The organism is Burkholderia sp. Ax-1720, from assembly GCF_011753035.1.
GTDB classification, from domain to species: Bacteria; Pseudomonadota; Gammaproteobacteria; order Burkholderiales; family Burkholderiaceae; genus Burkholderia; species Burkholderia gladioli.
Window position 1 is genome coordinate 1 of the sequence record NZ_VWWK01000238.1, and the last position, 8635, is coordinate 8635.

At 66.8% G+C, this 8635-nt stretch carries 9 protein-coding genes; 2 read left to right on the forward strand and 7 right to left on the reverse strand.

What is annotated here, in order from left to right:
• Positions 1 to 86 precede the first annotated feature (86 nt).
• Positions 87 to 1163 (reverse strand): dihydroorotase, encoded by a 1077-nt coding sequence (gene pyrC / locus F3J18_RS33715; RefSeq protein WP_025096776.1) that lies wholly within the window; start codon positions 1161 to 1163, stop codon positions 87 to 89.
• Positions 1164 to 1366: 203 nt separating this feature from the next.
• Here pyrC and F3J18_RS33720 point away from each other — a divergent pair, with 203 nt between their 5' ends.
• The gene (locus tag F3J18_RS33720) at positions 1367 to 2317 is read left to right on the forward strand and encodes a class II glutamine amidotransferase (RefSeq protein ID WP_166916434.1); all 951 of its coding nucleotides are present in this window, start codon (positions 1367 to 1369) and stop codon (positions 2315 to 2317) included.
• Positions 2318 to 2459: 142 nt separating this feature from the next.
• Here the strand turns inward: F3J18_RS33720 and F3J18_RS33725 are convergent, their stop codons facing one another.
• The 5 genes from F3J18_RS33725 to F3J18_RS33745 form a co-directional block, all read right to left on the reverse strand.
• The gene (locus F3J18_RS33725) at positions 2460 to 3185 is read right to left on the reverse strand and encodes an amino acid ABC transporter ATP-binding protein (protein ID WP_013696650.1); all 726 of its coding nucleotides are present in this window, start codon (positions 3183 to 3185) and stop codon (positions 2460 to 2462) included.
• Positions 3182 to 3859: a glutamate/aspartate ABC transporter permease GltK gene (gene gltK / locus F3J18_RS33730; RefSeq protein WP_025096777.1), complete on the reverse strand. Its 678-nt coding sequence runs from the start codon at positions 3857 to 3859 to the stop codon at positions 3182 to 3184. The genes F3J18_RS33725 and gltK overlap by 4 nt, the downstream gene beginning before the upstream one ends.
• A complete protein-coding gene (locus tag F3J18_RS33735) occupies positions 3859 to 4599 on the reverse strand; it encodes an amino acid ABC transporter permease (protein ID WP_013696648.1) in 741 nt (246 codons plus the stop codon). The genes gltK and F3J18_RS33735 overlap by 1 nt, the downstream gene beginning before the upstream one ends.
• A gap of 85 nt (positions 4600 to 4684) precedes the next feature.
• The gene (locus F3J18_RS33740) at positions 4685 to 5578 is read right to left on the reverse strand and encodes a glutamate/aspartate ABC transporter substrate-binding protein (protein ID WP_025096778.1); all 894 of its coding nucleotides are present in this window, start codon (positions 5576 to 5578) and stop codon (positions 4685 to 4687) included.
• Positions 5579 to 5814: 236 nt separating this feature from the next.
• Positions 5815 to 7119, reverse strand: coding sequence for a Glu/Leu/Phe/Val dehydrogenase (locus F3J18_RS33745; RefSeq protein ID WP_025096779.1), 1305 nt, complete (start codon positions 7117 to 7119; stop codon positions 5815 to 5817).
• 21 nt (positions 7120 to 7140) lie between these two features.
• Between F3J18_RS33745 and F3J18_RS33750 the strand changes: the two genes are divergently transcribed.
• Positions 7141 to 7428, forward strand: coding sequence for a hypothetical protein (locus tag F3J18_RS33750; RefSeq protein WP_166916436.1), 288 nt, complete (start codon positions 7141 to 7143; stop codon positions 7426 to 7428).
• A 52-nt stretch (positions 7429 to 7480) separates the two neighbouring features.
• Here F3J18_RS33750 and F3J18_RS33755 read toward each other — a convergent pair whose 3' ends face one another.
• A complete protein-coding gene (locus tag F3J18_RS33755; RefSeq protein ID WP_013696645.1) occupies positions 7481 to 8437 on the reverse strand; it encodes a LysR family transcriptional regulator in 957 nt (318 codons plus the stop codon).
• Between the last annotated feature and the right edge of the window lie 198 nt (positions 8438 to 8635).

The window sequence follows — 8635 nt, forward strand, 5'->3', positions numbered from 1 at the left end:
CGCCGCGAAGGGCGCGAGCCACGGCGCGGCCCAGTCGATCGCATCGAAGCCGGGCGCGGCCGCGCGTGCGCCGCCGCCCCCCGCGTTCACGCGAGACGCCAGCCGATCGACTCGCCGCCGCGCAGCGGCACCACCGAAGTGTCGCCGGCCTCGACCGTGGCCGGCAGTTGCCAGCTCTCGCGACGCAGCGTGACCGTCTCGCTGGCGCGCGGCAGGCCGTAGAAATCGGCGCCGAAGAAGCTCGCGAAACCTTCCAGCTTGTCGAGCGCGCCGACCTGGTCGAAAGCCTCGGCGTACAGCTCGAGCGCATGCAGCGCCGTGTAGCAGCCGGCGCAGCCGCAGGCGGCTTCCTTGGCGTTCTTCTCGTGCGGCGCGCTGTCGGTGCCGAGGAAGAAGCGCGGACTGCCCGAGGTGGCCGCCTCCACCAGGGCCACGCGATGGGTCTCGCGCTTGAGCACCGGCAGGCAGTAGTAATGCGGCCGGATCCCGCCGGTGAAGATCGCGTTGCGGTTGTAGAGCAGGTGATGGGCCGTGATGGTGGCGCCCAGCGTGCCGGGCGCGGCATCCGCATCGCGCACGTAGTCGGCCGCGTCCTTGGTGGTGATGTGCTCGAAGACCACCTTGAGCGCCGGGAAATCGCGGCGCAGCGGCGTCATCACGCGGTCGATGAAGACCTTCTCGCGGTCGAACAGGTCGATCTCGGCATTGGTCACCTCGCCATGCACCAGGAGCGGCATGCCGACTTCCTGCATCGCCTCGAGCGCGCCGGCGCACTTGCGCAGGTCGGTCACGCCGGCATCGGAATTGGTGGTGGCGCCGGCCGGGTAGAGCTTCACGCCGTGCACGAAGCCGCTCGCCTTGGCGCGGCGGATCTCGTCGCCGGGCGTGTTGTCGGTCAGGTAGAGCGTCATCAGCGGCTCGAAGCGCATCCCGGCCGGCACGGCGGCGAGGATTCGCGAGCGATAGGCCTCGGCCTGCGCGGTGGTGGTGACCGGCGGCTTCAGGTTCGGCATGATGATCGCGCGGCCGAACTGGCGCGCGGTATGCGGCAGCACCGCGGCGAGCATCGCGCCGTCGCGCACGTGCAGGTGCCAGTCGTCGGGGCGGGCGAGGGTCAGCGAGGAAACGGGAGACACGGCGGGAGCGGCGTTCGGAGCGGTCATGGGGCGTCGTAGGGATGGACGGGCGGCGGGCCGGCGGCGGCCGCGTTCGTGCCCCGTGACCGTCGGGAGTGACGGAAAACCGCAACACGGGGCCGTGCGCACGCGGGTTCCGCTTCAGCCGCCCGGGGCTCGGTGATATGCTTGAAACCGTCATTGTACCGGTTCCGCCCGGTGTCCCCCCTGCCTGACCTGCCGCAACACCTATGTGCCAACTCTTCGGAATGAACTGTGCCGAGCCCACGGACGTGACCTTCTCGTTCACCGGCTTCGCGGCCCGCGGCGGGCTCACGGATCATCACAAGGACGGCTGGGGCATCGCGTTTTTCGAGGACAAGGCCTGCCGCCTGTTCCTCGACCATCAGTCCTCGGCCACCTCGCCGCTGGCCGAGATGGTCAAGCGCTATCCGATCAAGTCGAAGAACACCATCGCGCACATCCGCAAGGCCACGCAGGGCGCGATCCTGCTCGAGAACAGCCATCCCTTCATGCGCGAGCTGTGGGGCCGGCACTGGATCTTCGCGCACAACGGCGACCTGCCCGGCTACGCGCCCACGCTCGAGGACGGCGTCTACCAGCCGGTGGGCACCACCGATAGCGAGCGCGCCTTCTGCGTGCTGATGCAGGGCCTGCGCGATACCTTCCCGGGCGCCCAGCCGCCGCTGCCCGAGCTGTTCGAGCGGCTCGCCGAGCTGACCGAGGACATCACCTCGCACGGCGCGTTCAACTTCCTGCTGTCCAACGGGCAGGCGCTGTTCGCGCACTGCTCCACGCGCCTGCACTACCTGGTGCGCCGCTGGCCGTTCTCGACCGCGCACCTGATCGACGAGGATCTCTCGATCGATTTCGCCAAGTACACCACGCCCGAGGACCGGGTCGCCGTGATCGCCACCCAGCCGCTGACCGACGACGAGGTCTGGACCGCCTTCGAGCCGGGCCAGCTGATAATGTTCCAGTGCGGCGACGTGGCCGCCAGCACGCGCGTGAAGGTGCCCGAGATCGTGCTGGAGAAGCTGCGCAATCCCTCGCTCGACCCTTCCGCCTCGCAGAACTGCCAGCGTGCCGCGGCGGTTGCCGCCAGCACCGCGCTGGGCGACGTCACGCTCGCGGCGGCCGCCGCCGAAGTCGCGGCCGGCGACGATCCCACCGATTTCTGAACGGCGCGCGGCCCGAGCCGCGCCCTGCCCGCTTCCCACCCTCCTCACTCCCGACGCGATCGCGTCGATTCCGGCGCCGCAATAAAAAAACGCCCGGCACGAAGCCGGGCGTTCCGCTTGCGGCAATCGCGGCCGCGATCGATCAGTGCAGGATCTTCGCCAGGAAGTCCTTGGCGCGATCCGACTTCGGATTGGCGAAGAACTCGTCCTTGCGGTCGTCCTCGACGATGGCGCCCTTGTCCATGAAGATCACGCGATGGGCGACCTTCTTGGCGAAGCCCATTTCGTGCGTCACGCACATCATGGTCATGCCCTCCTGCGCGAGCTCGACCATCACGTCGAGCACCTCGTTGATCATCTCGGGGTCGAGCGCCGAGGTGGGCTCGTCGAACAGCATCGCGATCGGGTCCATCGACAGCGCGCGGGCGATCGCCACGCGCTGCTGCTGGCCGCCCGAGAGCTGGCCGGGAAACTTGTGCGCATGCGCCTTCAGGCCGACTCGATCGAGCAGCTTGAGGCCCTTCTCGTTGGCCTCGTCCTTGCCGCGGCCGAGCACCTTGATCTGCGCGAGCGTCAGGTTCTCCGTGATCGACAGATGCGGGAACAGCTCGAAGTGCTGGAACACCATGCCGACCTTCGAGCGCAGCTTGGAGAGATTGGTGCGCTTGTCGCCGACCGATTCGCCGTTGACCAGGATCTCGCCCTGCTGGAACGGCTCGAGGCCGTTCACGGTCTTGATCAGGGTCGACTTGCCCGAGCCCGAGGGCCCGCACACCACCACCACCTCACCCTTCTTCACTTCCGTCGTGCAGTCGGTCAGCACCTGAAACTGGCCGTACCACTTCGAAACATTCTTGATGGAAATCATCTTGTGACCTTTTTCTGGAGACCCTTGACGAGCGCGGAGGCGAGCACGCACACGACGAAATAACAGGCGCCCGCGAACAACACCATCTCGACGCTGGTACCGTCGCGATCGCCGATGTTGGTGGCGGTGCGGAAGAAGTCCGCGAGACTGATCACGTAGACCAGCGAGGTGTCCTGGAACAGCACGATCGCCTGCGTGAGCAGCAGCGGCACCATCGCCCGGAAGGCCTGCGGCAGGATCACGAGACGCATTGCCTGCCCGTAGCTCATGCCGAGCGCGAACGCCGCATTCGCCTGGCCGCGCGGCACCGCCTGGATGCCGGCGCGGATGATCTCGGAATAATACGCGGCTTCGAACAGCGAGAACGCGATCATCGCCGAGGCGAGCCGGATATCGATGGTCGGCGACAGCCCGAGCACGCCCTGCAGCACCTGCGGCACGATCAGGAAGAACCACAGCAGCACCATCACCAGCGGGATCGAGCGGAACACCGTGACGTAGAGCCGCGAGAACCACTGCAGCGGCTTCACGCCCGAGAGCCGCATCAAGGCCAGCAAGGTGCCCCAGACGATGCCGACCACGATCGCCAGCACGGTGATCTGCAGGGTGACGATCGCGCCGGTCCACAGCGAGGGCAGCGCCCCCGGAATTCCACTCCAGTCGAAATCGTGCATCACTTGCCTCCGATATAGCCGGGCAGGCGCGTCTTCGCCTCGACCCAGCGCATGAAGGCCATCACGACCAGGTTGATGATCACGTAGGCGAGCGTCACCGCGATGAAGGACTCATAGGTCTGCGCGGTGTAGTCGACCAGCTGCCGCGCCTGCGCGGACAGGTCGAGCAGGCCGATCGTGGAGGCCACGGCCGAATTCTTGAAGATATTCAGGAACTCGGAGGTGAGCGGCGGCACGATGATCCGGTAGGCCACCGGCAGCAGCACGTAGCGATAGGTCTGCCATTCGGTGAAACCCATCGCCAGGCCCGCCGCGCGCTGGCCCTTGGGCAGCGCATTGATGCCCGAGCGCACCTGCTCGCACACGCGCGCGCCGGTAAACAGCCCCAGGCAGACTATCGAGGCGGTGAAGAACTGCGTGCCCGGCGGCAACTGCTTGATCCAGGTGCCGATCGAGGCGGGCAGCAGCTCGGGCACCACCAGGTACCAGACGAAGAACTGCACGATCAGCGGGATATTTCGAAAGATCGACACATACAGCGTGCCGATCGCGGACAGGCGGCGATCCTGCACGGTGCGCAGCACGCCGAACAGCGAGCCGACGATCAGCGCGATCACCCAGGCGGCGAGCGAGACCTTGATCGTCACCCAGAAGCCCGACAGCAGCCAACCGAGATAGGTGGTCGGCTCGCCCGTCGAAACGGGGCTCAGGAAGATGCCCCAGTTCCAGTGGTAAGACATGATGGACAAGACTCCGGCAAAAAGAAACGGAAGAAGCACATGCCTCTTCCGTTGCGTGAGAGCGTGGGGTGGTGACCCGCGAAACTCAGTCGAGCGCCTTGTCGTTCGGGTTCGCGTACAGCTTCTTCATCGAATCCGACAGCGGGAAGTTCAGGTTCAGGCCCTTCGGCGGGATCGGCTTCTCGAACCAGGTGGTGTAGAGCTTGGCGGCCTCGCCCGACTTCTCGAGCTCGGTGATCGCGCCGTCCACCACCGCCTTGAAGGCCGGATCGTCCTTGCGCATCATGCAGCCGTAGGCTTCTTCCGATTGCGGCGTGCCGACGATCACCCAGTTGTCGGGCTTCTTCGCCTTGGCGCGTTCGCCGGCCAGCAGCGCGTCATCCATCATGAACGCGACCGCGCGGCCCGTCTCCAGCGTCTGGAACGATTCGCCGTGATCCTTCGCGCTGATGATGTTCATGCCCATCTGCTTGTCGTTGTTCATCGCACGCAGCAGACGCTCGGAGGTGGTGCCGGCGGTGGTCACCACGGTCTTGCCCTTCAGGTCGGCGAAATCCTTGATGCCCGAATCCTTGGACGTCATCAGGCGCGTGCCGATCACGAAGTAGGTGGTCGAGAAGGCAGCCTGCTTCTGGCGATCGAGGTTGTTGGTGGTCGAGCCGCATTCGATGTCGACGGTGCCGTTCTGCACCAGCGGGATGCGGTTCTGCGAGGTGACGGGAATGTCCTTGACCTGCAGGTTCGGCAGGCTCAGCTTCTTCTTGACCGCGTCGACGACCTTCATCTGGAAGTCACGCGCGTAGCCGACCACCTTCTGGTTCTGGTCGTAGTACGAAAACGGAATCGACGACTCGCGGTGGCCGAGCGCGATCACGCCGGTGTCCTTGATCTTCTTCAGCGTTCCCGTTTCCTGCGCCATGGCGCCGCCGGCAAACGTGGCGAGAGCGGCGGCCAGCAGCAGCGCTTTATTGAAATTCATCTGGTATCTCCTAGGGCTAAGCTTTGTCAGTCTAGCAAAGTAACTTTTTTGAAAGAAATTATTATTAACCCGCTGTTCTTCTTACGCCACGGCTTCTGTCGGCCGCGGTGGGCGCGCATCCGAAGCTTGATCCGGATGCGCGAAGCGGGCGCCACCGGATCCGGTGGCGCCCGCCAGGCGCTGGCGTCACGGCCGGTAGGCCGCGATGCCGTGTCGATCGCTCGCTCGCGCGTCGATCAGGGGTACAGACCGCGCATCTCGCGCGCCATCAGGATGCGCTTGCAGGCCACGATGAAGGCCGCGGTACGCACCGACACCTTGTGCTCTTCCGCCACCGACCACACGCCGGCGAAGGCTTCGCGCATCACGCGCTCGAGGCGCTGGTTGATCTCGTCCTCGGTCCAGAAGAAGCTCGAGAAATCCTGCACCCACTCGAAGTACGAAACCGTCACGCCGCCGGCGTTGGCGATCACGTCGGGGATCACCAGCGTGCCGTTGGCCGTGAGGATGTCGTCGGCGGCCGTGGTGGTCGGGCCGTTCGCGCCTTCCACCACGATCTTGGTGCGGATCTTGCCCGCGTTCTTCTCGGTGATCTGGTTTTCCAGCGCGGCCGGGATCAGGATCTCGGTCTCGACGGTCCAGAACTCGTCGTTGGCCATCGGCTCGGCGCCCTCGAAGCCCGCCACGCCGCCGGTGCGCGCCACGTGGTCGAGCAGCTTGACCGCGTCCAGGCCCGCCGGCTGGTAGATCGAGCCGGTGTGATCCTGCACCGCCACCACCTTCGCGCCGGCTTCCTGGAACAGCTTGCCGGCGATCCCGCCGACGTTGCCGAAGCCCTGCACCGCGATGCGCGCGCCCTTGATCTCGACGCCCTTCTTCTGGGCGGCTTCGCAGCCGACCACGAACACGCCGCGGCCGGTCGCCTCGCGACGGCCGAGCGAGCCGCCGAGCGTGATCGGCTTGCCCGTCACCACGCCGGTAGCGGTCAGGCCCTGGTTCATCGAGTAGGTATCCATCATCCACGCCATCACCTGTTCGTTGGTGTTGACGTCGGGCGCCGGGATGTCGGTGTTCGGCCCGATGATGATGCCGATCTCACTGGTGTAGCGGCGCGTCATGCGCTCGAGCTCGCCGCGCGAGAGCTTGCGCGGGTCGACGCGGATGCCGCCCTTGGCGCCGCCGTACGGCACGTTGACGGCCGCGTTCTTGACCGACATCCAGGCCGACAGGGCCATCACTTCCGACAGCGTCACGTCCTGGTGGTAGCGCACGCCGCCCTTGCCCGGGCCGCGCGAGACGTTGTGCTGCACGCGGTAGCCCTCGAAGTGGGCGACCGTGCCGTTATCGAGCTCGATCGGCACGTCGACCACCAGGATGCGCTTCGGGCGCTTGAGGGTTTCGAGCCAGCGCGACAGCGAGCCGAGGTACGGCGCGACGCGATCGACCTGCTGCAGGTAGTTGCCCCAGGGACCGAGCGCCTCGGCGTTCAGGTAGGACGGCACGGATTGCACGGGGGACGTGGACTGCGGTTGCGAAGACATGGATTCTCCAACGGTCAGCGAATGACGCACATTGTCGAAAAACGCATTTTCGAAATCCAATGCCGTTTGATTATTCGATTATGCGTTTCTTGCATGATCGCGCTACTGCTGGGCAAAGCGCGCGTTCCGCTCGCGAACGGTAGCAATCGCCATGCCTTTTCAGCTGCGCTGAGCGAGTGGCGCCGGCGCGCCGGGCGGCGCCACCCGAAACTGCAGAAAATCGACCGAAAGCCTTACGGGATAAGGCCCGCCAACGGTTGCACCGGTCGCGACGCGAGGCGCGTGCCGGTGATCGAGCGCGCCAATTAACCTCACCCGCGAGTCGGAATTGGCCGCAACCGGGCTGCAAGCCGCTCCGTCCTCAGCCGGCGCGCTGCGCCAGTTCCTCGATCACCGCGTCCCACAGCTCGCGCACCAGCGCCTGCCGGGCCTCGTCGCCATGCACCGCGAGCTTGTCGCGATAGAGCCGGATCTCCATGTTCAGCGTGAAGGGCTGCGCGCCGCCCTCGCGCGCCGGCCGGTCGAGGCGGATCAGCTCGCCGCCGGCCACCGCGTCCTCCACCGCGCTGTGCGGCAGGAAGGCCACGCCATGGCCGGCCAGCGCCATCGCCTTGAGCCCCTCGGCCATGTCGGTCTCGTAGACGCGGTCGAGGAACAGCGGCTCGCGCGCATTGGCGATGATCACCTCGGTCATGCGACCGAGATAGGCGTTCGGCGTGTAGGACAGGTAGGGCACCGGCGCGTCGGCGGCGCCGGGCAGCGCATAGCGCGGCCGGCCCGGGCGCAGCGGCGCCGAGAACGGGCTGATCGGCTCCATGCCGAGCGTGAGCATGTCGTAGCGGGCCGGGTCGAGCGCCACCGGGTGGCTCGGGTGGTGGTAGCCCATCACCAGGTCGCAGCCGCCCTCCACCAGCGAGAGCACCGCGTCGTGCACGTTCAGCGCGCGCAGCCGCGTATGCACCGGGCCCAGCTTGGCCTCGATGCGCTGCAGCCAGAACGGGAAATAGGTCAGCGAGAGCGTGTGCGGCACCGCGAACTCGATGGTCGGCACCGGCGCCGCCGCGTGGCCGCGCAGCAGCGTGCGCGCCTCGTGCGCCTGCGACAGCATGGTCAGCGCCTGTTCGAGGAACACCTGGCCGGCCTGGGTCAGCCGGGTCGGGTAGACCGATCGATCGATCAGCTCGGTGCCGAGCCAGGCCTCGAGCGCCTGGATCCGGCGCGAGAAGGCCGGTTGCGAGACATGCCGCAATTCGGCCGAACGGCTGAAGCTGCGCGTCTCCGCGAGCGAGACGAAGTCCTCCAGCCATTTCAGTTCCATGCGGACCCTTGCTGCGCGCGGCGATTGTGAAGCCCGCATTGTAGCCGCGGCGGCGCCCCGCCAGCCGTGCCGACGACCGGCTCCGCCACCTGCCGCCAGGGCGCGCACCGATCCGATCCGGATGCACTTGTGCGGTGCCGCATGCGCGCCGCCGCCGGGCAGGCACCGCCTGCGAGCGGTGCGCGGGCAGCGGCGCCT

Bases quoted from the DNA above. Each gene is read 5' to 3' on its own strand.
- pyrC (WP_025096776.1), bottom strand. From the start codon at position 1,163: ATGACCGCTCCGAACGCCGCTCCCGCCGTGTCTCCCGTTTCCTCGCTG.
- F3J18_RS33720 (WP_166916434.1), top strand. From the start codon at position 1,367: ATGTGCCAACTCTTCGGAATGAACTGTGCCGAGCCCACGGACGTGACC.
- F3J18_RS33725 (WP_013696650.1), bottom strand. From the start codon at position 3,185: ATGATTTCCATCAAGAATGTTTCGAAGTGGTACGGCCAGTTTCAGGTG.
- gltK (WP_025096777.1), bottom strand. From the start codon at position 3,859: ATGCACGATTTCGACTGGAGTGGAATTCCGGGGGCGCTGCCCTCGCTG.
- F3J18_RS33735 (WP_013696648.1), bottom strand. From the start codon at position 4,599: ATGTCTTACCACTGGAACTGGGGCATCTTCCTGAGCCCCGTTTCGACG.
- F3J18_RS33740 (WP_025096778.1), bottom strand. From the start codon at position 5,578: ATGAATTTCAATAAAGCGCTGCTGCTGGCCGCCGCTCTCGCCACGTTT.
- F3J18_RS33745 (WP_025096779.1), bottom strand. From the start codon at position 7,119: ATGTCTTCGCAACCGCAGTCCACGTCCCCCGTGCAATCCGTGCCGTCC.
- F3J18_RS33750 (WP_166916436.1), top strand. From the start codon at position 7,141: ATGACGCACATTGTCGAAAAACGCATTTTCGAAATCCAATGCCGTTTG.
- F3J18_RS33755 (WP_013696645.1), bottom strand. From the start codon at position 8,437: ATGGAACTGAAATGGCTGGAGGACTTCGTCTCGCTCGCGGAGACGCGC.